This window comes from Nocardioides sp. (assembly GCF_030019515.1).
Taxonomy (GTDB): domain Bacteria; phylum Actinomycetota; class Actinomycetes; order Propionibacteriales; family Nocardioidaceae; genus Nocardioides.
Genome location: NZ_JASEEQ010000004.1, coordinates 326,637 through 348,893, shown reverse-complemented (window position 1 = coordinate 348,893; position 22,257 = coordinate 326,637). Strand labels below are relative to the sequence as shown.

Annotated in this window: 20 protein-coding genes and 1 tRNA gene; 6 read left to right on the top strand and 15 right to left on the bottom strand. The window is 68.7% G+C overall.

The features are described 5' to 3' along the window. The first annotated feature begins 32 nt into the window (after positions 1-32). The gene (locus QMC84_RS08350) at positions 33-764 is read left to right on the top strand and encodes a hypothetical protein (protein ID WP_300373758.1); all 732 of its coding nucleotides are present in this window, start codon (positions 33-35) and stop codon (positions 762-764) included. A 20-nt stretch (positions 765-784) separates the two neighbouring features. Here the strand turns inward: QMC84_RS08350 and QMC84_RS08345 are convergent, their stop codons facing one another. Continuing rightward, entirely contained in the window at positions 785-1,660 is an 876-nt protein-coding gene (locus QMC84_RS08345) for a sulfotransferase (protein ID WP_300373756.1), read from the bottom strand. A gap of 277 nt (positions 1,661-1,937) precedes the next feature. Between QMC84_RS08345 and QMC84_RS08340 the strand changes: the two genes are divergently transcribed. The 4 genes from QMC84_RS08340 to QMC84_RS08325 all read left to right on the top strand — a co-directional run bounded on the left by QMC84_RS08340 (position 1,938) and on the right by QMC84_RS08325 (position 6,416). Next, entirely contained in the window at positions 1,938-2,684 is a 747-nt protein-coding gene (locus tag QMC84_RS08340; protein WP_300373754.1) for a hypothetical protein, read from the top strand. Between the two features lie 107 nt (positions 2,685-2,791). Further along, the gene (locus QMC84_RS08335) at positions 2,792-3,742 is read left to right on the top strand and encodes an ABC transporter ATP-binding protein (RefSeq protein WP_300373752.1); all 951 of its coding nucleotides are present in this window, start codon (positions 2,792-2,794) and stop codon (positions 3,740-3,742) included. Positions 3,743-3,747: 5 nt separating this feature from the next. Next, entirely contained in the window at positions 3,748-5,385 is a 1,638-nt protein-coding gene (locus QMC84_RS08330) for an ABC antibiotics transporter (protein ID WP_300373750.1), read from the top strand. Positions 5,386-5,399: 14 nt separating this feature from the next. Continuing rightward, positions 5,400-6,416 (top strand): hypothetical protein, encoded by a 1,017-nt coding sequence (locus tag QMC84_RS08325; RefSeq protein WP_300373748.1) that lies wholly within the window; start codon positions 5,400-5,402, stop codon positions 6,414-6,416. 483 nt (positions 6,417-6,899) lie between these two features. Here QMC84_RS08325 and QMC84_RS08320 read toward each other — a convergent pair whose 3' ends face one another. The 11 genes from QMC84_RS08320 to QMC84_RS08270 form a co-directional block, all read right to left on the bottom strand. Next, positions 6,900-7,808, bottom strand: a complete 909-nt coding sequence (locus QMC84_RS08320) for a hypothetical protein (protein WP_300373746.1) — start codon at positions 7,806-7,808, stop codon at positions 6,900-6,902. Between the two features lie 11 nt (positions 7,809-7,819). Beyond that, the gene (locus QMC84_RS08315) at positions 7,820-9,610 is read right to left on the bottom strand and encodes a hypothetical protein (RefSeq protein WP_300373744.1); all 1,791 of its coding nucleotides are present in this window, start codon (positions 9,608-9,610) and stop codon (positions 7,820-7,822) included. Beyond that, positions 9,610-10,815, bottom strand: a complete 1,206-nt coding sequence (locus QMC84_RS08310; RefSeq protein ID WP_300373818.1) for a metallophosphoesterase — start codon at positions 10,813-10,815, stop codon at positions 9,610-9,612. Before QMC84_RS08310 ends, QMC84_RS08315 begins: the two co-directional genes overlap by 1 nt. A 14-nt stretch (positions 10,816-10,829) precedes the next feature. Continuing rightward, positions 10,830-11,708, bottom strand: a complete 879-nt coding sequence (locus QMC84_RS08305) for a Dam family site-specific DNA-(adenine-N6)-methyltransferase (RefSeq protein WP_300373742.1) — start codon at positions 11,706-11,708, stop codon at positions 10,830-10,832. 413 nt (positions 11,709-12,121) lie between these two features. After that, the gene (locus tag QMC84_RS08300) at positions 12,122-12,739 is read right to left on the bottom strand and encodes a hypothetical protein (RefSeq protein ID WP_300373740.1); all 618 of its coding nucleotides are present in this window, start codon (positions 12,737-12,739) and stop codon (positions 12,122-12,124) included. Next, positions 12,739-13,260 carry a helix-turn-helix transcriptional regulator gene (locus QMC84_RS08295; protein ID WP_300373738.1) on the bottom strand — a complete coding sequence of 174 codons (522 nt, stop codon included), beginning with the start codon at positions 13,258-13,260 and terminating at the stop codon, positions 12,739-12,741. The genes QMC84_RS08300 and QMC84_RS08295 overlap by 1 nt, the downstream gene beginning before the upstream one ends. Before the next feature lie 261 nt (positions 13,261-13,521). After that, positions 13,522-13,597 (bottom strand) — tRNA-Asn (locus QMC84_RS08290). 135 nt (positions 13,598-13,732) lie between these two features. Further along, a complete protein-coding gene (locus QMC84_RS08285; RefSeq protein WP_300373736.1) occupies positions 13,733-14,254 on the bottom strand; it encodes a hypothetical protein in 522 nt (173 codons plus the stop codon). After that, positions 14,251-16,131 carry a DNA primase gene (gene dnaG / locus QMC84_RS08280; protein WP_300373734.1) on the bottom strand — a complete coding sequence of 627 codons (1,881 nt, stop codon included), beginning with the start codon at positions 16,129-16,131 and terminating at the stop codon, positions 14,251-14,253. The genes QMC84_RS08285 and dnaG overlap by 4 nt, the downstream gene beginning before the upstream one ends. A 21-nt stretch (positions 16,132-16,152) precedes the next feature. Continuing rightward, on the bottom strand, positions 16,153-17,067 hold the full coding sequence (locus QMC84_RS08275) for a 2-hydroxyacid dehydrogenase (protein WP_300373732.1): 915 nt from the start codon (positions 17,065-17,067) through the stop codon (positions 16,153-16,155). A gap of 147 nt (positions 17,068-17,214) precedes the next feature. Next, positions 17,215-18,489, bottom strand: a complete 1,275-nt coding sequence (locus QMC84_RS08270; protein ID WP_300373730.1) for a deoxyguanosinetriphosphate triphosphohydrolase — start codon at positions 18,487-18,489, stop codon at positions 17,215-17,217. An 81-nt stretch (positions 18,490-18,570) separates the two neighbouring features. Here QMC84_RS08270 and QMC84_RS08265 point away from each other — a divergent pair, with 81 nt between their 5' ends. Beyond that, positions 18,571-19,257 (top strand): HEAT repeat domain-containing protein, encoded by a 687-nt coding sequence (locus tag QMC84_RS08265; protein WP_300373728.1) that lies wholly within the window; start codon positions 18,571-18,573, stop codon positions 19,255-19,257. Positions 19,258-19,286: 29 nt separating this feature from the next. Here the strand turns inward: QMC84_RS08265 and QMC84_RS08260 are convergent, their stop codons facing one another. The 3 genes from QMC84_RS08260 to QMC84_RS08250 all read right to left on the bottom strand — a co-directional run bounded on the left by QMC84_RS08260 (position 19,287) and on the right by QMC84_RS08250 (position 22,249). Further along, on the bottom strand, positions 19,287-20,159 hold the full coding sequence (locus QMC84_RS08260; RefSeq protein ID WP_300373726.1) for a mucin-2 protein: 873 nt from the start codon (positions 20,157-20,159) through the stop codon (positions 19,287-19,289). Between the two features lie 148 nt (positions 20,160-20,307). Beyond that, positions 20,308-21,456, bottom strand: a complete 1,149-nt coding sequence (gene dusB, locus QMC84_RS08255) for a tRNA dihydrouridine synthase DusB (protein WP_300373724.1) — start codon at positions 21,454-21,456, stop codon at positions 20,308-20,310. 52 nt (positions 21,457-21,508) lie between these two features. After that, positions 21,509-22,249, bottom strand: a complete 741-nt coding sequence (locus QMC84_RS08250) for a hypothetical protein (RefSeq protein WP_300373722.1) — start codon at positions 22,247-22,249, stop codon at positions 21,509-21,511. Positions 22,250-22,257 lie beyond the last annotated feature (8 nt).

The window sequence follows — 22,257 nt, the reverse complement described above, 5'->3', positions numbered from 1 at the left end:
GGTGGTACCGGATCGCACGAACGGAGCACGCCATGGTCAGCAGGCTCGTCGCTGTCACCGCAGCACTCACCGTCCTCGGCGGGATCGCAGCCGCCTCGACGCCGACGCTCGGACGGGCGCCCGAGGCACCGACGGCCACGGACCGCGCACAGTTCGACAGCCCGCAGCAGAACGAGTACTTCCCGCTCGAGCCGGGAACCGTCTCCCGCTACCGCGGGACCGACGACGGCGAGCGATACGTCGAGCGGGTCCGGGTCACGCACCGGACGAAGCGGGTCGATGGCGTCGCCACGACGGTGGTGCGCGACACGCTGCGCCGCGCCGACGGCAGCCTGGCGGAGCAGACCTCCGACTGGTACGCCGCGGACGACGACGGCAACGTCTGGTACTTCGGCGAGGCGACGGCGACCTACGACCGTCGTGGCCGCCTGGAGAGCCGGGAGGGGTCCTGGGAGGCGGGCGTGGACGGAGCCGTCGCCGGCATCATCATGCCCGCGCACCCGCGGCCCACCGACGCCTACCGCCAGGAGTACTACCGGGGCGAGGCCGAGGACCAGGCCTGGATCGTGCAGGTCAACGCCTCGGCCACCGTGCCCTACGCCAAGGTCCGCCATGTCGTGCGCAGCTTCGAGTGGACCCGGCTCGAGAAGCCGGTGCTCTCCCTCAAGCTCTACGCTCCTGGCCTCGGCATCGTCCGCGAGCGAGACATGTCCGGCGGCGACGAGTCGTTCGCCCTCGTCTCCGTACGGCATCGCAACGGCTGAGCCACGACGGCGCCGGCCACTCAGCCGTCGAGCCAGCGCTGGTCGGGCCAGGCGGCAGCGACCACGTCCTGACCCAGCCGGTCCGCGGCGGCCTCGTAGGTCGCCCGGTAGTGCTCGGCGATCCGCCGCGCCGAGTCGTCGGGCAGCCGCAGCAGGTCGCTCTTCGGCGACGCGTTCACCCGGCGGTCGGTGTCGGCCGGTACCGGGTCGATCCCGACGAACGCGGACAGCTCCCGGACGGTGGACTCCTCGAAGAGCCGCTCGTAGAGCTCGTAGTGCACCCCGTCACGGCCGAACACGGACTCCAGGGCCGCCATGGTGTGCTCGTAGCGGGTGCGCAGCTCGAACCAGGGCTCGGCGTACACCTCGAGCACCCGCTCCTCCGGCGCCCGGTCGTGCCGCTCGGGGCGCCGCTTCTTGTACATCCGGACCGCCGACCAGATCCGCTCCGCCGGCTCCCGCATCAGGAGCACCGGCGCCACCCGGATCCCGCGGCGCCCGAAGCCGTCCCTGATCGCGGCCAGTCGCTCGGCGGAGAGCATCGCGTAGGAGGGGGTGATGTCGGTGGTCGCCCGGATGCCGGGGCGGGAGAGCAGCAGCTCGAAGTAGTCGAAGTAGGCCTCCGGGTCGGCGTAGAACGACGCCAGCCGGAGATTCTCCGGATCGGCGTCCTGACCTCGCGCCATCTGCGCCGCGGCCCGCTGGGCCCGCTTCATCAGCCGGTCCCGGAAGTGGGCCATCGCCTCGAGATCCAGGCCGTCCCAGACGTGGTACTCCTTCATGAAGCCCGGGTCGCACTGCGGCGAGGACGCCAGGTGGTCGTGCAGCCACGACGTCCCGGCCTTCTGGGCGCCGACACCGAGCACGAAGGTCTTGTCTCTGGAGATCGCCGGCACCCTCGACATCGTAGGGGCGGGCGGCCTGGGCCCGGCGCGACGACGCGGGACATTCGGCCCTGCCTCCGGCGTCCCGGCTGACCTACCGTCGCAGGAGGGCGCGCCGAGCCGCCGCCATCCGCACGCGGGCCACCGCGGCTGTCCGAGAGGAGCGGACGTCACGTCCACGACCACAGGACCACACGGTCGGTCAGCCGGGTCGGCCGCACGCTGGTTCACCGTCGCTGCCGCGGTCCTGGCGTCGGTCGCGTCCGCGGCCGGTCTGCTCCTCGACGACGTGTACACCGGCGCGGCGTCGACCGCGCAGATGTTCCGCGCCTACGACCTGGTCACCGTCATCCTCGTCGTACCAGCGTTCGTGGTCGCCGGCTTGACTGCCCGGCGCGGTCCGGGTCGTGCCCGACTGCTGGTCCTCAGCCTGCTCGCCTACCTGGTCTACGGCTACGGCTACTACCTGTTCGGGACCGGGTTCAACGACCTCTTCCTGCTCCATGCCGGGGTCTTGGCGACGAGCGTGACCGCGCTGGTCCTGCAGCTGACCACGGTGGACCTGGCGGCGTTCACCGACCGGGTCCAGGCAGGGTCGGGGATGAAGGGCGCAGCTGTCGTCCTCGGCCTGCTCGCCGCGGCACTCGGCGGCATGTGGGTGTACTTCGCGCTCGACAACGCGATCACCGGCGACGTACCCGACGGGAGCCGGCTGGTCGAGACCGACACCATCGTCCACCTGGGCATCGCGCTCGACCTGACCCTGCTGGTCCCGCTGTACACCGCGGCGGCGATCCTGCTGTGGCGCCGCACCACCTGGGGGTTCGTCCTCGGCGTGGTCGCCGTGGTGGCGGGCCTCCTCCACCAGGTCGGCTACATCGTCGCGATGCCGTTCCAGGTCGCCGCCGACATCCCGGGCGCCGTCTCCTACGACCCGGGGGAGCCGGTCGTCGTGCTGGCCTATCTCCTGGCAGCCGTCCTGCTGCTGCGTCCCACCTCGACGGACCGGGTCCGCCACCCAGCAGGCATCCGCTGACGGCAAGGGGTGGGATCGGAGGATGCTCCGCACTCCCGGCGTCGATTCCCAGCAGCTCGGGGCCTCCGCCTCTGTCCACCGAGAACACCCACGGGAAGGGTTCGAGCATGGGTGAGGTACCGACAACGAACGAACCTGCCCTCGGGAATGATGCCGTGACGGCCTCTGGGTTGATCAAGGACTTCGGGTCGACCAGGGCGCTCGACCATCTGGACCTGACGGTCTCCACTGGTGAGGTACACGGCTTCCTCGGCCCCAACGGGGCCGGGAAGACCACCACGATGCGGATCCTGCTCGGGATGCTGCGGATCTCTGGCGGCCGGGTCACGCTCCTGGGGGGTGATCCGTGGCGCGACACCGCGGCCCTGCACCGCCGGCTGGCGTACGTGCCCGGTGAGGTCAACCTGTGGCCCAACCTCACCGGTGGCGAGGTCATCGACCTGCTCGCGGACCTGCGCGGTGGGCTGGTGCCGTCGCGCCGTCGTGAGCTGCTGGAACGCTTCGAGCTCGACCCGACCAAGCAGATCCGCTCCTACTCCAAGGGCAACCGGCAGAAGGTGGCGCTGGTGGCAGCGTTCGCCTCGGACGTGGAGCTGTACCTGCTCGATGAGCCCACCTCGGGGCTGGACCCGCTGATGGCGACGGTGTTCCAGGACGTCGTCCGCGCGGTGCGCGACCGTGGACGCACCGTGCTCCTGTCCAGCCACATCCTCTCCGAGGTCGAGGCCCTGTGTGACCGGGTCACGATCATCCGCAACGGGCGCGCCGCCGAGTCCGGCACCTTCGCCGAGATGCGGCACCTCACCCGCACCTCCGTCGAGGTCGAGACCTCCCGGTCGCCAGGGGGCCTGGCTTCGCTGCCCCTGCTGCACGACCTGGTCGTCGAGGAGCACAAGGCGCGGTTCAGCGTCGACCCGGCCGACCTCAACGCCGCGCTCGAGGCGCTGGTCCGCTACGACGTCCGGGCCCTGACCAGCACACCGCCGACCCTGGAGGAGCTGTTCCTGCGGCACTACGGCGACCAGCTCGACCGGTCGGCGGTCCCGGGGGCGGTGTGACCGCGATGCGTACGCTCACCACGTCCGACTTCGCCGGCACCGCACGCCTGACCCGGCTCGCCGCACGCCGCGACCTCTACACGATCACCGCCTGGTGGGCCGGACTCGGGCTGTTCGTCGCGGCCACCACCGCGATGTTCGACGACAGCCTGGCCGTGCACGAGGACCTCGTCCGGGAGACCCGGATAGTGGCCACCAACACCGGCATGCGCCTGCTCGGGCTGACCTCGGGGCCCACCGTCGGCGGATACATGCTGCACCGCGAGTACGTCACGCTGGCCGTCCTTGCTGCCTTGATGAGCACGTTCGCCGTGATCCGGCACACGCGACAGAACGAAGAGCTCGGCCGGGCCGAGATGCTCGACTCCACCGTGGTCGGCCGGTACGCCGGGCTGGCCGCCGGCGTACTCGTCGCCGCGGCCGCCGACCTCGTCCTCACCGTCGTCCTGGGTGTGGGGATCCTGGCATCCGGGCAGCCGGTCGAAGGGGCATTCCTGGCCGGAGCCTCCGTGGCCGCGGTCGGGCTGGTCTGGGTCGGCGTCGCCGCGGTGACCTGCCAGCTGTCGTCGACCACCCGCGGCGCCTCCGGCATGGCCGCAGGCGCCCTCGCGGTCGCCTTCGTGCTCTCCGGGATCGGCAACATGGCGGGCAGCGTGGACAAGGCCGGCCTGCGGGTGACCAGCGACTGGCCGGCCTGGTTCTCGCCGATCGGCTGGGGTCAGCAGACCCGTCCGTTCGGCGGATCCCACTGGGCCCCGCTGCTGCTGGCGCTCCTGGCGCTCGTGGTGCTGCTGGCGGCCGCGGTCGCGCTGGCCTCCCGCCGTGATGTCGGACGAGGCCTGTGGCCCGAGCGCCACGGCCACCCCGTTGCCGCGCGTTCCCTGCTCGGTCCCGTCGGGCTCACCTGGCGACTGCAACGCGGCGCGTTCCTCGGCTGGGCCGTGGTGCTGTCGATGTTCGGGCTGATCTTCGGCAACCTCACCGAGCAGATCCAGGACCTCACCGGCAACGCCAAGGACTGGTGGACGCAGGTCGGCGGCACTGACCAGGTCGTCGAGGCCTACCAGGTCTCCATCATCCAGATGACGGGGATGTTCGTGGCGATCTACGTGGTCCAGGTGCTGCTTCGAATGCGGGTCGACGAGACCGGCGGAACCCTGGAGTCCGTGCTGGCCACCGGCGTCACCCGGGCCGGTTGGCTCTGGGGCCACCTGGTCAATGCCGTACTCGGCGCGGCCGGCCTGGTGGTGCTGTTCGCGGTCAGCATGGCCCTGACCACCGGCCAGGTCCTCGGCGACACCCGCGGGCAGGTGGCCGGCCTGGTCTGGGCGGGCCTGGCGCAGCTGCCCGGGGTCCTGGTCGTGGGTGCCTCCGTCGTGGCGATCGGGTGCGCGACGCCACGCTGGTCGGTGCCGGTCAGCTGGGCGCTGATGCTCTCCATGCTGGTCGCCGGCCCGATGTTCGGACCGAGCCTGAACCTGCCGACCCCGGTCCAGGACCTGTCCCCGTTCACCCACGGCCCGCAGGCACCCGCCGCGGCCATCACGGCCGGACCGATCCTGGCGCTGACCGCCGTCGCCGTCGGCCTCGCGGTGACCGGGCTGCTCGTGCTGCGCCATCGGAACCTGACCCTCCCGGCCTAGCGAAGCGTCGATACATGACCGACCTCGAGCTGCCCCGGGTTCCGGGGGTGACGCGCGTCGGCACAGCCGCGGCATGGGTCTCGGGCATCAGCTGCCTGCCCTACCTGGCGTTGAAGGTGCTCTGGACGGTGGGCGTGCCCCTCGGAATCTCGGATGAGTCGGTTCTCGGCGACATCGGCTGGGTGCTCTCGAACGCCCTGATGGCGGTCGTCCAGCTCCTCGCCGTGGCGCTGGTGGTCGCTCTCGCGCGGCCCTGGTCACGCAGGCTGCCGCCGTGGCTCCTGCTGTTCCCGGCATGGGTGGGCACCGGGGTCCTCTTCCAGGTCATGATCGGCTCCGCCGTGGGCGCCGCCCTCTCCGGCACCTCACAGGACCCGAGCTCCAGCGACGACCCGATCAGGCCATGGGTCTACGTGCTGGTCTACGTGGCGTTCGCCCTGCAGGGGACGGCACTCGCGGTTGTCTTCGCCGCGCATGTGCGCGCCCGCTGGGGTCGGCTGTTCACGATGCGCACCAGCGAAGTCGTCGACCACGGCCGCAAGGATCGTGTCTCGTCGTGGTCCGGGCGGAACCTCGTCCAGATCACGGTGGCCGTTGCCTCGATGGCGCTCGGAACCGCCATCGTCTTCTCGTCCTGGTCCGGCGCGGGCGCGTTCGCCCTCTCCGGGACCGACACGGAGCGGTCGGTGCCGATGCAAGTGGCCCGGGCGACCGGGGCAGCTGTCGCCGCGCTCGGCATGTTCGCTCTGGCCGGCCGGTGGGGAGCTCGGCTCCGGTTCTGGTGGCCGGCGGCGCTGGTCTGGGTCGGGTCAGGTGCTCTTGTCGTCTTCGACGGGCTCTCGTTCTTGCTCAACGGGCTGTTCGTCCGTGCCGGGGCCGAGGCCGCGTCGGATGCGACCTGGGAGCTGACCGACACCGTCTTGGCGGCGAAGGTGCTCGTCGGCGTGCTCGCCGCTGCGGTCGGCGTACTCGCGCTCAGCGCCGCAGCCGCCGGCCACGCCTCAGCTCAGGCAGAGCCGGCGCAGAAGTGACATCACGAGCGTGAGGCTCGGGGGGACGCACCCCGGATCCCGGAAGACGAAGCACCCCGCCTGTCCTGTCGAGGTCAGGCGGGGTGTCGCTGGCTCCCCCGGTTGGACTCGAACCAACAACCCTCCGGTTACCGCTCCCAGCGGCTGAAGCAGCTGACTTTCCTTGACGATGCTGCCCAGATTTCGTCGTTGACCTGCGCAAACGCTGGGCTCAGATGCCACAGCGTTGACAGCGACTGACACGGCTTCATGGAGTTTCTGGCCTATTTCTGGACACCTTCCACTCCGTCATCCGAAGTCGGGATCCACTCGCCGGAGGCGCCCATTGGCGGGATGATGCTGGTCCTAGGATGGGCAGGTCCTGAGGTACGAACGTCTCAATCCCACGAGGGCCCAATTAGAAGTGGGCAGAGGTTGGACAGAGCACCCACTTAAGCGCTTGACGGGAGCCGCAGTTGGAGCCCGACGGTCTGGGTCGACTGGCTACTCAGACCACTCGGAACGGCAGCCGATCACAATCCCTTCTTCTGAAACGTCCATCGGAGTGGAATCCCCAAAGCCGCCTACACGCCACACGGCCGGCCGAGGTTGCGCAGCCATGGCGCCAACCAATAGACAGGCGAGTCCGAACACCTTGGGGCCTGACGGGGCCAGGACCAAGCGGTACGAGTCTCGAGTCGCGAAGACCAACGACTCCAGGGCCGAGAACGTCGTGGCGATTGAACGGACTGGGTACAGCAACAAAGTCGTCGTTGGCAGATCGACGAGTTCGCGATTGATCTCCAAGGCGCGCTGGGCAAACCTAGGCTCGTCGCTCTCCCCCATCAATGACCAGACACGTCCAGGCTCCAAGAACTCGACGAGACCCATCGCGCGGTGGGGTTCTAGGCCGAGCCCAAGAATCAGCCCGACCGGCGATAGAGGACTGCGCAGGTCTCCTAGAAAGAACTCGGAGACCGGGTCCGCTATCAGCGGCTGGATAGCGCTGGCGGCCAACGCGCTCTCATCGAAGACAGCCGGCGCGTAGAACCAATCCACTGTGCACGGTCGAGATGCGGCCGCGAAAATCTCCACCAAGCGGCCAAGGAACCGCCGCGGCATGCTACTGATATCGACCGCTACTGTCGACCCACCTATGGTCACAATACGACCCACGGCGTCAATGACGGTGTCCTCGTCTTGAACACTCCAACCTTCGTGCTTTAGGAGCGCTAAGTTCTCATTGAATCGGAGAACAGGGTCCCCAGCGTGTTGAATCGCAATCTTGTTGGTGGCATCCAATCCCGAACGCGCCAAGAAACTTGAGCGTCGCTCGTACCCGCACGTGACGAGTGCAGCGTCGTACGATCTCCCAGAAGAGAACTCTAGATCGCTAATAGAGTGCAGGGTCATTTCGTCACCATTCAGAAGAGGACGCTCTGGCCAATTGGATCGTCGGGCTCCTCGGGAGCAACCGGTCTCACCTGGGACGCTAGGACTCTCGAAAGCGCGACATGCTTGCCCAGACGCATCGGGGACTCCAGGTTGTCACGGATCGCCAAGAGATAGGCCAAACGGAAACGCTTTCCACGATAGTCGGTAATAGTATCCTCTCCGCCCTTATCGCGAACGTGAACCAATGCCCCTGAATAGAGTCCTAATGTCAATAGAGGATAAACATCCTGTGGCACGCCTCCATCGACAACGAATGTCGTCGGAGGATCCGACCGGAATTTACCGACATTTACCGCATGAAAATAGAGGGCGATCTTGTCAATAAGCGCGTTGAAGCCCAGGCCGGTCGATTCGCTACGTTGAGAGGGCATCACTCTCATCAAAGATTCAAACCGGTCGGCCAAATGTGCGAGCGCGTCCCACTGAGCGGTTGGCTGTACCGAGAAGGCCGCCGCCCCAATCTTCGCGCTGTCGAACATCGCGGAGTAGGCAGTCTTGATCCATCGAGGGTTACCTTCCAGCGCCGTAATGACGGCGTCAGCCCCCGTAAACGGCTCATACTGTTTCTTGCGCGACCTAGCCCGGGCCGGCTCATCGCCATCAGGAAACGTCAGAAGAGCCTCGCGGAAGACAACCAACGGATACACCTTCCGCAGCGTCGCTGACCGCTGGACGTAGGTCATGGATTCAAGTTGGGTTAGGTCAACCTTCCGACGCTTCAACCATTTCGCGAGATCTGGGTCGGAAGCCGCGGCCTTGCCGATGACGCTTCCTTGAATGTCCAGAGTTGACCCGGTTGAACCGGCACGCTTCTGAATGGAAGACTGACCGAGCGCATCCTGAATCCGGGTTGGCGGCAGGCCTGCCGACTTCACAGCCGAATTCCACATTCCAACTGAAAATGTATGGACGGCGGTGCGTGGAAGACCAGCGAGGTGGACGGCGCGAAAGTCGTTGCCGGCCATTGGGCCGTACTGTGGCCCAGCAAACTCGTAGTATCGGTCAAACGGGCTCGTGGATATCTTCAGAATGAGAGTGCTATTCCCGCCCCGAACAAACGGAACGATCTCATTGTAGATTTCTGGAGGTGCGAGCTCCATCTCGTCGAGAAGCAATGCCCAACGATGGCGATCCTGACCCACTTCCCGATTAAAGGTCCGAACACCGTACGAGATCAGGTCGAGTGCATCAACGTTGCTGAACTGACGGACCACGCTCTTTTCGCGGCGCGACACTTCAAGCAGCAAGAGGTCGAGGTGTGCGCTGAGAGCTGCCAGGCTGTTTCCCCGCGGCGATATACGCCACCCCTGGCGAAGCGTCTTGACCAAAGACACCTCCCGGTCATGGCCTAGTTCCGCTGGATCGAAGATCGCGTTCCCGTTCGCGTCCTCGCCAGACGAGCGATACTTCATGGTCTCGACGAGCGCGTAAAGCGCCTGCAAGACGAACGCGGCCTTCCCGATTTCTGGCGGCGCACTCCTCGTCTGTGTCGACCACAGGGTGTCCGCTGGGAGAAATACGCTTGAGAAGTTGACTCGGCTCCGCGCATTGCTTGCGTGCCGCCCCTGCCATGCCATCAAGGCCTCGCCCTGCAGCATCTTGAGAAGCGTGGTCTTGCCACTTCCGCGCGGGCCGACGACGTAGCAATGATCCAAATTGGTCAGTTCGCGGAATGACGGGTGAGGGACAAAACTCGACGCGACCTCGGCCGGCGTCATTCGCTTGGCATTCTGTTCGAAGGTCCACACCGACTCTGTCATTAGCCGTCCTTCACAACTTGAACGATCTTCTGACGGGAATTCCTGACAAATCCGTACCCGATCCGTTCCAAAGCCGTCACCAGATTGCTGAAAGCATCGGGCGTTTGGTAAGGGATCTCCGGGACGACGGCAATCAGACGGTCGTAGTCCAGGATCTCCAGATGGTTGCTATCCATATGCTTAGCGACCTGCTGGGCGAGATCCCGCGGGTCGGAGATGCAGCCGAAACCGCTCTGCGCGGGCATTCCGCAACCGTCGGGATGGGAAGGCTTCCAACCCTCACCGTATCCCCAATAGTAGCTATCGACCGTTCCTCTCAACGTGCCAAGACCTGGAACCGGGTCGTTCGTTACGTCCAGGATGTGGAAGAGATTTCTTGCCGCAGTGCTTACAGGCTTCCATAGATGCGCCCCAAGACTGGCAGCACATAACGTAGCTACGTCGCCCCCAACTACGCCGCCTACGTGGACTAGTTGGGGAAGGTGCTTGTGACCATGGATGACCAACCAACGTCCGAGTTCAGCGCCGTTTAGTAACGAAATAAGGGCGTCTCCCCTTCTCATGGGGCCATACGTGTCTTTGAACCGGTCCCGGAGTTGGTGCTCTTGAGGATGGTGGTGGAGGATAAGGACGTTGATCTTCTCGGTCCGGCCCGCGAGAGAAGCAGCCATTCGTTCCTCGAGCTCGGTCGAGAATGTCGCCCGATCGAGCTCGGCCAAGTATCCAGCCCAGTTGGGCGACGACTTCCCGCCGTCTGGAAAGGGCGGAAAATCGTGTGTCGAGTTGAGGATCACAAACCGATAGTCGCCGCGTTCGACGATAGTAAAGCCTTCTCTCCAGAAATTTTGGTCTAACGTTGCGTCTCCGGTCGGGAAGGTCGGCCTGAGGTTCTTCAGAATCGAACTGCGGTCTGCGATATCCGAGTGGGTAACCACATCGTGATTTCCGGGACTCGCGACGAGTTCCGCTCCGAGCGCGGTTGCCAGCTCGTGCAATATGAGCCACGCGTACTGCAGGCCAGCTGCGTCTCCTTGGTCGGCTATGTCTCCAGGGACGACGAGGAAGTCGCACTTGAAATTCTGCTTTTCGACGAACTCACGGAGATCCCTCAGAGGTTGGGTCGTCAGCGGCGCTTGAGGGGGCTCAACAGTCACATGCGACCAGTTGGTAACTGTTTGCGAAGCGTGAATATCGGACAAAACCATTAGCCGAAGTGACGTCATGAGATGGCTTCCACGAGCGGACCGTTGACAATCAGCAACTCTTGGCTAACTCCGCGCGCTCCGGCGTTACCCGACATACTCGAGAATCGGTTCAGGGATTCGATTCTGTAGTGTGAACCATAGAGTTCACGGATACTTGGGTGATCTGCGTTGCTTACAATTACCATTACGCCGCGGGCGGTCAAGGAATCACAAAGCTCCGATAATCGTCGTTGGTCCTCCCAGCGGAAGACCCGAGCGTTGTAGTCTACAAACCCATTATTGCGGTGGCCGGCAACATATGGCGGGTCGAGATAAACGAGATCGCCTTGAGTTGCGCGCTCTGTCGCAGACACGAAGTCGGTTCGGTGAATGCGCGTTCCATTCAGCCTCTTGGATGGCGCGTGGAGTTCGTTGGGCTTCGAGAAGATGCGTTCGAACCGCGGGCGCCCGTACGGAACATTGAATCCTCCATCCCTATTTACTCGGTATAGGCCATTGAAGCAGAGTCGATTCAAATAGATGAACTGGGCGGCCCTCGTGGCGTCGTCCGTTGGTTTCAACCCTCGGATGGCGTAATAGCTCTCGCGGTCGCATCCCCAGTTGGCAACAGCTTCGTGGACCGCGCTGGGTTGATCGCGAACCTGTTCAAAACAGTTGATCAATGGAGACAGCGAATCACTCAGAACGCACCGATTGCCATCCAAGCCCAGGGCGAAGAAGACAGAGCCCGATCCGAGGAAGGGCTCGTAGTAGTCGCCAAACTCGGCAGGGAGGATCGACTTGATTCGAGCGGCTAGCCAGCGTTTGGACCCCGCCCACCGGAGAAATGGTTGAACCTGGCTGGCAGGCAGCTCACGCGGCAACTCCGGCGCTTGCTGCGAGTCGTGGGCCACGCTGTGCATCCTAGGGTCAGCCGCTGGCCAAAGATGTGTGGTTCTGATCTGAAGTTGAGGGTCGTTCCTCATGCTAGGTCAGCGGCACGGCGAACGCGGTGCCGATCCGGTCTCCCAGCGTCGACTCGCCGTGACTCGTCCAGGCGTCCTCGACGGACGTGGCCGCCTTCCGTGGGTTTCACATGCAGGCCGGGGTTTAGAGAACGCTTTGGGGGCGAACGGGCGCCTCGGACCGTGTCAGCGTCGATCCGCAGAGGCCGGCGCTGCGTTTGGGTGATCGAGGTCGGGTCCGCGCCTCCTCGTCGCCGATCAGGGCGTGGCGTCGTATGCCCTTCGAAGGGCGCCTCAAAGTCCTGCACCGGACAACGTCAATCTGGGATCCCGCACCTGTCGACGCCTGCCGGACGGTTAAGTCAGTTCGTCGATCCTGGTGCGTAATACGGTCTGGGCTGCCCGGAGGTCATCGTCATCCAGGGGGATCTCGTCATCCTCGAAGCGCCCGAGCGTGCCGAGCATCTGTGCGAGGACGGTGCGATCGAACCCTGCGTCCAACGACTCGGCCTGTTCCAGCAGGGCTTCCTTACCGAACCGTTTGGCGAGCAGGTAGACATCGGCGAAGTCACGAGCCTCGGCGCGACCGAAGAGGGCAAGCAGCTTCCGACCGGCGCGAGCGTTGGCCCTAGGACCGTGATGGTTGGAGCGGTATGTGGCGGCGAATCGATGGCGAGGTCGACTAGAACCTCCTCGCCCGCCCGTCGGACGACCATGCGGCAGAACGTCGGACCGTCCTGGATTGACGCAACGTCGTGATCGCGTTGCTCCAGGGCGTCAACGAGCGCCTGCTTCGCACCGGTCACGGACACGATCGGGCTCGAAGCGAAGAGATCCAAGTCTTCGGTCGGTCGCGTGATCAGTTCGGAGGCAAGGAGAGCGGCGCCGCCGGCGACGAGGAATCCCTCCGACGTCTCGAGTTCGAAGAAGATCGAGGCAATCTCGACCTGGAGGTGCGTGAGGGCGTCGGGCTGGCCCACTATGCGACTTCCTCGCGACGCCGACCAGTGACGACACCGGCCCAGGCGGCGCGGACCTTGGTCGGCAGGACTAAGTCGTCCCACAGGTCGACGAGCAGCGCGCCGTCGACGTAAGCAACCACGTCGTCCGGACCGCCTTCGCGGAGGACCATCTCGTAGACGCGAGCACGTTGGCAGCGGTCGCGCAGGTCGAATTGCCGGCCGCGGTCGGACCAGTTCAGGTGCAGCGGCAGCTCGACGATTGCGAAGGCGAGGTCGACCGGGAGCCTCGGCAGGAAGCTCGGCACATGAATCGGCCGGCCGCGCTCCGCGGCAACCTCGCGAAACTCGATCCGCGGCCTGATGACCAGCTCGAACCCCGCCTCCCCCACGATCCGCGCCGCCGTATCGAGAGTTGGCGACTTCCGGCCGTGCTCGTACGCCGACAGCGTGGGGCGCGACGTCCCGGCACGCTCCGCCAGTGCAGCCTGCGACAGACCCGCCGCAGCGCGGGCCTGCCCCAGGAGGTTCCCAGTGGCCACGGCACCAGGGTATCCGAACGGATACCTCACGGCAAGGTCCTCTTGGGTGGAGACGGCCCGCCAAGCGGTTTCTGGACGGTTGCTGGACGGTCTGCCGCCTGTTCCAAGCCGGCCACATCGGGCCGTGCAGGTGGCGTCTCCGCAGGTCAGACGCCGTTCGCACGGTTGGCCACGCGACTTGAAGCCGACAACTCGCCGACCGCCAGATTCGAAATGCAGGAGGGCCTCTGATCTACGCTTCGCAGTTCAGAGGCCCTCTTCTGGCTCCCCCGGTTGGACTCGAACCAACAACCCTCCGGTTAACAGCCGAATGCTCTGCCAGTTGAGCTACAGGGGATCGATGCAGCCCGCACAGGTTAGCAATCCGGACGCGCCAGGTGAAATCGGCCCCGGCGGGTCGTCGCGACACCCGGAGTGGCTGGTCCGGCCGGCGGATCCGAGCCCGTTCAGGTGTCTCGACGGGGCCGGCCGCTCAGACCGGGCCGACGTCCTGCTGGGCGGCCGCGAGTGCCTCGCCGGCGAGTCGGCTCACCTCCGGATCGTCCGGGTCGACCCCCTCGTCGTACTCGTAGACCCACCGCACCGGCCGGTCGCCGCGCGGCGCGCGGCGGGCGATCACCCGCAGTCCGCGACGCTCGTCGATCGACACGTGCCGCTGCAGCACGATGCTGGCGGTGACGCGCTCGCGGACCAGCTCCAGGAGACGGCCGGGCTCGTCGAGGGTGAACCGGTGCGCCGGGCGCAGCTCGCCCCAGCTGCCGACCTCGCTGACCCGCAGCACCGAGGTCTCCTGGTCCCAGTCGGCCGCCTCGACGTCCTCCCACGGGATCCGGACGGTCTCGCTGAGCTCGAAGGCGGCGCCATCGCGGGAACGCACCAGGTAGAGCGCGTCGCGGGTGCCACCGAGGTGCCCCTCGGCCGCGACGGCGTCGGCGAGCAGCCGTTCGCCGCGCTCGACCCGGATCGCGGGAGTCCGGCGACGCAGCGGCCTCACGTCGTGCTCCCCGCGAGCCGGTCGCGCAGCGCGCGGCGGTGGGCCTCCAGGGCGGCCAGCTCGCCGAACATCTTGTTGAACTCCTCGGGGTGCTCGACCGGGTTGGTGCGCTGCAGCTTGGACTTGATCGCGCCGATCCGCCGAGCCGCGGTGAGCTCGAGCAGGCGGAACACGTGCTCGGCGACGTAGGCGGAGTCCGGCTCCTTCTTCAGCGGCTCGACGGCCAGCGCGCTGATCACCGAGGACGCCGCCGGGTCGGTGGCGGCGTCGCGCAGCCGGTTGGCCCAACCCGGGTCGCCGGCGCCCGCCCCGGGGCCCCCGGCCGCCGCGACCAGCTCCCAGACCGCGCGGTAGGTCGGGTGGAGGAAGTCGTTGGGGCCGATGTCGCCGGTGCTGCGCCCGATCGTCATCGGGTGCTGGATGACCAGCTGCAGGGTCTCGCGCTCGATCGCGAAGCGCGGGTCGCGCAGATCGGGTACGGCGGCCCGGGGCGGCGGCTCGAGCGCCGTGGCGGCCGGGGTGGTCCCGCGAGGATCCGGCGCGGGGCGCCGGTTCGCGGCCCGGCGGACCTCGGCGAGGACCGCATTGGTGTCGATGTCGGCGCCGACCATCTTCGAGATCTCCTGGGCGAACGCCGTCACCTTCGACTGATCCCGAACCGAGGCAACGAGGCGTGCGGTCTCACGAACGGCGTCGATCCGGCCGTCGGCGCGATCGAGGTCGTACTTGCCGACCACGTTGGCGAGCACGAAGCGGTAGAGCGGCACCCGTCGGGCGACCAGCTCGCGGACCGCGGCGTCGCCCTTCTGGATCCGCAGGTCGCACGGGTCGAGCCCGTCCGGCTCGACGGCGACGTACGTCTGGGAGACGAAGTTCTGGTCGCCGCCGAACGCGCGCAGCGCGGCCTTCTGGCCCGCGGCGTCGCCGTCGAAGGTGAAGATCACCTCGCCGCGGAACTCCTCGTGGTCGTTGAGGAAGCGGCGCAGCACCCGGGAGTGGTCGTCGCCGAACGCGGTCCCGCAGGTCGCGACGGCGGTGGTCACTCCCGAGAGGTGGCAGGCCATCACGTCGGTGTAGCCCTCGACGATCACCGCCTGGGAGGAGCGGCCGATGTCGCGGCGGGCCAGGTCGATGCCGTAGAGCACCTGGCTCTTCTTGTAGATCGGGGTCTCGGAGGTGTTGAGGTACTTCGCGTCGATCCGGTCGTCGTCGAAGATCCGGCGGGCCCCGAAGCCGATCGTGTCGCCGCTCGCGTCGCGGATCGGCCAGAGCAGCCGTCCTCGGAACCGGTCGTAGCCCGACGGGCCGATCAGCCCGCCGACCGTCATCTCCTCGGCGCTGAAGCCCTGCTGGCGCAGCACGGTCTTGAGCGCGTCCCCGTCGCGGGGCGCGAACCCGATGCCGAAGTGCTCCGCCGCGGCCTGGTCGAAGCCGCGCTGGCCCAGGAACTGCCGGGCGACGAGGGCATCCGGGCTGGCGAGCTGCTCGGCGTAGTACTCCTGGGCGAGCTTGTGCGCCTCCACCAGCCGTCGCCGCGGCGGGCCCTTGGGCCGCTCCTCGCGGACGTCGCCCTCCTCGCGGCGCAGCTGGACACCGACCTTGTCCGCGAGCCGCTCGACCGCCTCGCCGAACGTGAGGCCGTCGATCTTCATCAGGAACGTGATGACGTCGCCGCCCTCGCCGCAGCCGAAGCAGTGGTAGAAACCACGACTCGGGTTGACGTTGAACGACGGCGACTTCTCGTCGTGGAACGGGCACAGGCCCTTCTGGGAGCCACCGCCGGCGTTGCGCAGCGTGACGTACTGCGAGACGACGTCGTCGATGCGCGCCTTCTCGCGCACCACGGCGATGTCCTCATCGCGGATCCGGCCAGCCACGAGGCGGAGTCTATGTCCCGGTCAGTACGCGTCGGACATGATGTTCCACAGCCGCTCCCCCGCGGCGTAGCGGTGCAGCTGGTCGCGGACCAGGCGGTGCGCCCGCGGCCACATCGCGCTGCTCGCGCCGCCGACGTGCGGCGAGATCAGCAGGCCGGGTGCGTCCCAGAGCGCGTGGTCCTCCGGCAGCGGCTCGGGGTCGGTCACGTCGAGCGCGGCGCGGACCCGCCCCGAGCCGAGCGCGTCGATCAGGGCGGGGGTGTCGACGACCGCGCCGCGGGCGACGTTGACCAGCAGCGCCCCGTCCTTCATCGCGGCCAGGAACCTCGCGTCGACCAGGCCGCGGGTCTGGTCGGTGAGGGGCACGACGAGCACCACGACGTCCGCGTCCGGCAGCAGCGCGGGCAGCTCGTCGATGCCGTGCACGCCGTCTCGTCTCGTGCGCGCGACCCTCGTCACCTCGGCCTCGAACGGCAGCAGCCGGGCCTCGATCGCCTGCCCGATGGCGCCGTACCCGACCACCAGCACGCGCTTGTCGGCCAGCGCCGGCCGCCAGCCGGGCGCCCACTCGTGACGGTCCTGGGCGCGCACGTGGTCCGGGACCCCGCGCAGGCTGCTCAGGATCAGGGCCAGCGCGAGCTCGGCGGTGGAGGTGTCGTGGATGCCGCGGCCGTTGCAGAGCGTGACGCCGTCCGGCACCTGGCCACGCAGGTTGTCGACCCCGGCGGTGAGCGTCTGGACCACCTCCAGCGCGGTCATCCGCGGCAGCACCTCCGCGACGCGGCTGCCCACCTGGTACGGCGGCACGTAGAACCGGACCGCACCGACGGTGTCCGGGACGTGCTCGGTCGGGTCGACCACCTCGTAGCGCAGGCCCTCCGGCGGGTCGCCCAGCTCGGCGGGATCGAACGGCAGCCAGACGAGACGATCGCTCACGAGGCCCGAGCCTACGGCGAGGCCCGACGGCGGGGCAGTTCGACCGACCGTCCGGACCCGCCCGCGATGAGCCGGACGCCGGGCGCCGAACTGCCCCCGGGACCGGCCGCCCACGGTCATCGTGGGCGCTCCCCGACAGCAGGGAGGTCAGGTGCGCGGCCGGAGCGCCTGGTGCCGGGCCAGCGCGCTGGCGTCGGTGAGCGAGGCGACCTGGTCGATGACGACCCGCAGGCGCGCGGCGTCGTCGGTGGCCGCCCGCCAGTCGTCGGCGAAGGCGCGCTCGAGGGCGTCCGGGGCGCGGTCGGCGAGGACGGCGACCAGCTCGGCCAGCAGCTCGCGCTGGCGCACCATCGCGGCGACCCGGTCGTCGGCCTGCATCACGTAGTGGGCGGCGACGCCCTTGAGCACGGCCATCTCCAGGCGGGTCCGCTCGGGGACCACCAGGTCGGCGGCGTAGCGCACGAACGGTCCCTCGCTCGCGGCGAACGTCGCGTGCTGCACCGCGCCGCAGAAGCGCCCGATCAGGTCGCTGGTGAGGTTCTTGAGCGCGCCCAGCGAGCGGCGGCTGGCGTCGTACGGCGCGGCCGGCCAGCTGCCGACCTCGCGCAGGCCGGCGAGGGTCGCGCCGAGCACGTCGTCGGTCGCGCTCGGGAGGTACCAGTCGCGGACCGTCTCCCAGACCGCGGGCCCGTCGATCCGGGTGAGGTCGACCCGGCCTGCGACGATGCCGTCCTCGATGTCGTGCACGGAGTAGGCGACGTCGTCGGCGAGGTCCATCACCTGGGCCTCCAGGCACTGGCGGGTGCCGGCCGCGCCCTGTCGCATCCAGTCGAAGACCGGCCGGTCGTCGTCGTACACGCCGAACTTGCGCACCAGCCGCGGCGACCCGTCGGCGTGCACCCCCTGCGGCTCCTCGGCCGCGTCTCGCGGCCACGGGTACTTGGTGCAGGCGTCCAGGGTCGCGCGGGTCAGGTTCAGGCCGACCGACGCGCCGGAGGCGTCCACGGTCTTGGCCTCCAGCCGGGTGAGCAGGCGCAGCGTCTGGGCGTTGCCCTCGAACCCGCCGCAGGGCTCCCCCAGCTCGGCCAGCACCCGCTCGCCGTTGTGGCCGAACGGCGGGTGCCCGATGTCGTGGGCGAGCGCCGCGGTCTCGGCGATGTCCGGCTGGCTGCCGAGCGCCCGGGACAGGTCGCGCGCCACCTGGGCCACCTCGAGGCTGTGGGTGAGGCGGTTGCGCACGAAGTCGTCGCTCTGCGGCCCGACCACCTGGGTCTTCGCGGCCAGCCGCCGCGAGGCCGCCGCGTGGACCAGGCGCGCCCGGTCGCGCTCGAACGGCGTCCGCTCCGGGGCGGCGACCCGCTTGGGCGGCTCCTCGACCAGACGCTCGCGCGCGGCGGCGTCGTAGCGCTCCAGGTGTTCCATCGCTGCAGACTCTAGGGCGATGCCCCGACTTGGGACCTCAGGCCCTACCGCCGGCCCGGGCAAACTCCGGATCGTGGAGTCGTGACGCGGATCGACGAGTACCGCTCCGACCTCGGTCGGCTGGACCGCGCCGCGTGGCCGGGCTACCTCGACCGGCACTCCGACCTCCCGGGCACGCGCGGGAACATCGAGCTCGCGATGGCGTTCGCGGAGCTGGCCGACCTGGCGCTCGACGACGAGCTGATCGCGAGCGGCGACGAGTACCGCACGTTCTGCGGGGTCCTCGGCCTGGGCGCCACCGCGGCGGACCCGGATGTGCAGGCGCGGCTGCGCGAGCTCGCCGTCGACGAGCGCTGGCGGATCCGCGAGTCGGTCGCGATGGCGCTCCAGCACTTCGGCGACCTCAACCTCCCGGCCCTGGAGATGCTGGTGCTCGACTGGGCGACCGACCCGCACCCGCTGGTCCAGCGCGCGGCGGCAGCCGGCATCTGCGAGCCCCGGCTGCTCGTGGGCCCGGCCGCCGCCGCGGTCGCCATCGAGGTGTGCCGGCGTACGACGGCCGCGCTGGCCGCCCGGCCCGCCGAGACCCGCCGCGACATCGACGTGCGAACCCTGCGGGAGGGGCTCGGCTACTGCTGGAGCGTCGCGATCGCCGCCGACTCCGCCCAGGGCCTGCCCGCGTTCTGGGCGCTCGACGACTCCGACCCCGACATCGCGTGGATCGTGCGGGAGAACCTGACGAAGACCCGGCTCACCCGGCTGCTCTGAGCGGAACGCCGGCCCGGCAGAGCCCCGAGTCAGCCGTTGGTGGCGACGTGCACGTGGTCGTAGTGGTCCGCGGTGGCCGAGCCGCGTGAGGGCATCGAGCGCCAGCCCTCGCTGGCGCGCTCCGGCGTCCAGATCTGCTGACGCCACAGGATGTCGTAGAGGTTGAGCTCGGCGGCGTGCTGCTGCAGGAACTCCGCGATCGCGTCGCCGAGCGCGACGTCGCTGGTCATGATGTCCAGCGCCCGGCCGGACGCGTGCTCGCCGTGGGCGTCCCAGCCGCCGTACGAGGTGATCTGCGGGAACGCGTGGCACACCGAGCGGTAGACGTAGACCGCGTCGGAGGTCAGACCGCTCTCGACGCCCGGGTCGGGGCAGGGCGCCATGGACAGCCCGGCCGCCGCGGTGAGCGGCTTGTCCTCGGACAGGTAGCCCGCGGTCACCCAGCGCGACTTCCCCTGCCAGACGATCTCGACCCGCCCCTCGGTGGAGCGGCCGGTCACCAGGACCCGCTTGGCGGCCTCGAGCTCGCCGACCTGCGCGGCGTCCGCACCGGGGTTGGACCACAGGTTGAGCAGCGTGGTCGTCCAGAGCCTCGTGTCGGCACGGCGTACGGCGCGCTCGGTCGCCGCGCGCATCCGGTCGAGCTCCTCGGCCCGCTCCTCGGCCCGCTTCTCCGCAGCATCCACCCGGGAGCCGGCACGGGACAGGGCCGCTGGGCGGTCCGCGGGGGCGCCGAGGTCGGCGGTGGCCTCCTGGGCGACGAGGTCGCGTGCCTCGGGACTGGTCGCGAGCACTCCGAACGTCACGGCGGACGCCGTCGCCAGGACGGCGAGAGGCGCCGCGACGAACGCGGCTCGGGGTGAGCGTCGGGCATTGGCCCGCTTGTGGCGATGATCTGCCACAGCGCTGATCCTTTGCTGTTGCTGACGGGGGTCCGGCCGCGCTCCCGGGACCCCCCGAAAGGTCACGAAAAGGCAACGACGGGCTCGAGTGAACCACATCGAAACCAGCCTGTCCCAATCCCGTGGGCCCGATCCGGCGTGTTCCCGCTCACCCGCCGGTGGTCTCGTCCGCGTCCTCCTGGACGTGCCGGCCGCGGCCGTCGGCGTCGTCGAGCCAGCCCTCGGGGAGCGCGACCCGGGCGCGCGGTGAGCCCTGGCGGCCCCGCGGCGCACCCAGCTCGCGCACCGGGAACGGCTCCGCCGGGTCCAGGTCGGCCAGCAGCCGGTCCAGCGCCGCCAGGCTGTCGACCAGGCCCAGCGAGCGGCGCATCTCGCCGCCCGCACCGAAGCCCTTGAGGTACCACGACACGTGCTTGCGGAACTCCTTGCAGCCGCGCTCCTCCCCCAGGTGCTGGCACAACAGCTCGGCGTGCCGGCGCATCATCGCGGCCACCTCGCCCAGCGCCGGAAGGGTCGCGACCTGCTCACCGGCGAAGGCGGCCGCCAGGTCGCGGAAGAGCCACGGTCGGCCCAGGCAGCCGCGGCCGACCACGACGCCCGCGACGCCGGTCTGCTCGACCATCCGCAGCGCGTCCGCGGCCTCCCACACGTCGCCGTTGCCGAGCACCGGGATGTCGACGTGCTCGACCAGGGCCGCGATCGCGTCCCAGTCGGCCGCGCCGGAGTAGGCCTGGGCGACGGTGCGGCCGTGCAGCGCGATCGCGGCGCACCCCGACTCCTGCGCGATCCGGCCGGCGTCGAGGTAGGTGAGGTGGTCCTCGTCGATGCCCTTGCGGGTCTTCATGGTGACCGGCACGTCGTACGGCGTCGCCGCCGCGACCGCTCGCTCCAGGATCTCGCCGAGCAGGCCGCGCTTCCACGGCAGCGCGCCGCCGCCGCCCTTGCGGGTCACCTTGGGCACGGGGCAGCCGAAGTTCAGGTCGATGTGCGCGACGCCGTACTCCCCGCAGAGGATCTCGGCGGCCTTCCCGACGTAGACCGGGTCGCTGCCGTAGAGCTGGACCGACCGGATCGTCTCCAGCTCGTCGAAGACCAGCATGTCCTTGGTGTGCTGGTCACCCTCGACCAGGCCCCGGCTGGTGATCATCTCGCAGACGTAGAGGCCGGCGCCCTGCTCGGCACACAGCCGGCGGTAGGCGGCGTTCGTGATGCCCGCCATCGGCGCGAGGACCACCGGGGTGTCGACGCGCAGCGGCCCGAGGGTCAGACCCTGGGCAGGCGGGGCGAACGACGACATGCGGCCATTGTCCAAGCCGCACCGAGCCCGCCCAAATCGCGCTCGGCGCGGATCAGCCGCCGCGGGTGCCGCCCTTGCCGGCGAAGGCGCCGCCCCTGCCGCCGCGGGTGCCGCCCTTGCCCTGCGGGGGCCCACTCTTCGAGGTGCCGCCGTCCTTCGGCGGGACGTACTTCTCGACGTCACCGGTCCACGTGATCGGGTTGAACGTCTCCTCGGGACGGAAGCTGACCGAGACCAGGTCGCCGTGGTCGGGCGCGAGGTAGACCAGGCACACCCGGGCGATGTCGCTCGGCGCGAACTTCTCCGGGAACGGCGTGCTGGGGCAGGGGCGGAAGGAGCTCGCGAACGGCGTCGACTCCAGCAGCACGTTGTCCTCGTTGACCACGTACAGCGGCACCGCCCGGCCGCCGAGGTCGGTGTCGCCGACGTTCTCGATCCGGGCCCGCACGTAGTAGGGGGTGGATCCGCGCTGGGCGTCGCTGAGCTGCCAGGCCGAGAAGTCCTTGATCGAGGTCCTCTCGAGCCGGGTGACGGCGATGTCGAGGGCGGCGACCTGCTCCTGGCGCGGGTGGTAGGCCACCACCGCGTGGTCGCCCACCGCGAGCTGGCTGCCCGGCTCGGTCAGCTCGACCCCGTCCGGCACCGGCAGGTACGGCGTCGCCCCGGTGGAGGCGACCGGTGCGGTGGGCGTGCCGCCCGTCTCAGGCTGGGCGCCCTCGTCGGATCCCGAGCAGCCGCCGAGGGCGAGCGCGCCCGCGAGGGCGGCCCCGAGCAGCGTGGAGGCGCGGATCATTCGGTCAT

What these genes read in the sequence shown, in the direction of transcription:
- QMC84_RS08350 (WP_300373758.1), top strand. Translation starts at nt 33, where the DNA reads ATGGTCAGCAGGCTCGTCGCTGTCACCGCAGCACTCACCGTCCTCGGC.
- QMC84_RS08335 (WP_300373752.1), top strand. Translation starts at nt 2,792, where the DNA reads ATGGGTGAGGTACCGACAACGAACGAACCTGCCCTCGGGAATGATGCC.
- QMC84_RS08330 (WP_300373750.1), top strand. Translation starts at nt 3,748, where the DNA reads ATGCGTACGCTCACCACGTCCGACTTCGCCGGCACCGCACGCCTGACC.
- QMC84_RS08325 (WP_300373748.1), top strand. Translation starts at nt 5,400, where the DNA reads ATGACCGACCTCGAGCTGCCCCGGGTTCCGGGGGTGACGCGCGTCGGC.
- QMC84_RS08320 (WP_300373746.1), bottom strand. Translation starts at nt 7,808, where the DNA reads ATGACCCTGCACTCTATTAGCGATCTAGAGTTCTCTTCTGGGAGATCG.
- QMC84_RS08315 (WP_300373744.1), bottom strand. Translation starts at nt 9,610, where the DNA reads ATGACAGAGTCGGTGTGGACCTTCGAACAGAATGCCAAGCGAATGACG.
- QMC84_RS08310 (WP_300373818.1), bottom strand. Translation starts at nt 10,815, where the DNA reads ATGGTTTTGTCCGATATTCACGCTTCGCAAACAGTTACCAACTGGTCG.
- QMC84_RS08270 (WP_300373730.1), bottom strand. Translation starts at nt 18,489, where the DNA reads ATGGAACACCTGGAGCGCTACGACGCCGCCGCGCGCGAGCGTCTGGTC.
- dusB (WP_300373724.1), bottom strand. Translation starts at nt 21,456, where the DNA reads ATGTCGTCGTTCGCCCCGCCTGCCCAGGGTCTGACCCTCGGGCCGCTG.
- QMC84_RS08250 (WP_300373722.1), bottom strand. Translation starts at nt 22,249, where the DNA reads ATGATCCGCGCCTCCACGCTGCTCGGGGCCGCCCTCGCGGGCGCGCTC.